The organism is Pseudomonas sp. 43(2021) (assembly GCF_017490805.1).
GTDB lineage: Bacteria > Pseudomonadota > Gammaproteobacteria > Pseudomonadales > Pseudomonadaceae > Aquipseudomonas.
The window spans coordinates 1-450 of sequence record NZ_JAFGYJ010000511.1 but is presented as its reverse complement, the minus strand read 5'-3'; the positions used below and the strand labels follow the sequence as shown (position 1 = coordinate 450).

At 59.8% G+C, this 450-nt stretch carries 1 protein-coding gene; it reads left to right on the top strand.

Annotation, left to right across the window (positions count from 1 at the left end):
- Positions 1–165 precede the first annotated feature (165 nt).
- Positions 166–450 (top strand): secretin N-terminal domain-containing protein (locus J5M71_RS28435; RefSeq protein ID WP_279382404.1); only part of this gene is annotated, 285 nt, incomplete at its 3' end.

Sequence of the window (450 nt, the reverse complement as noted above, 5' to 3'; positions counted from 1 at the left end):
ATGTGACGCAGAGCGTCACTGGCTGCATTCCCACGCAGAGCGTGGGAACGATCACGCCCCGCCATCCACCGATGCCGGGGCGTTTTGCTGTCTACGATTCAACTTGCCCCACCCCGGGCCGACAAACTGGCAATATCAAGCCTTTCGAACGCGGAGATAACGGACATGTCCCTACGCACCCTGCTCACCACCCTGCTGCTCGGCTGCAGTTTTTCGGTGCTGGCAGCCACAGAAATCGTCCCCCTCAAATACCACACCAGCGCTGACATGTTGCCAGTGGCGCAGGATTTCATCGGCCAGGACGGTCAGGTCAGCGCTTACGGCAATCAGCTGATCGTCAAGGCCGAGCCGGGCAAGATTCAGGAGTTGAAGGATCTGCTGGCGCAACTCGATACCGCGCCGAAGCGCTTGCTGATCACCGTCGACACCAACGAAAACAATGGCCGCGGC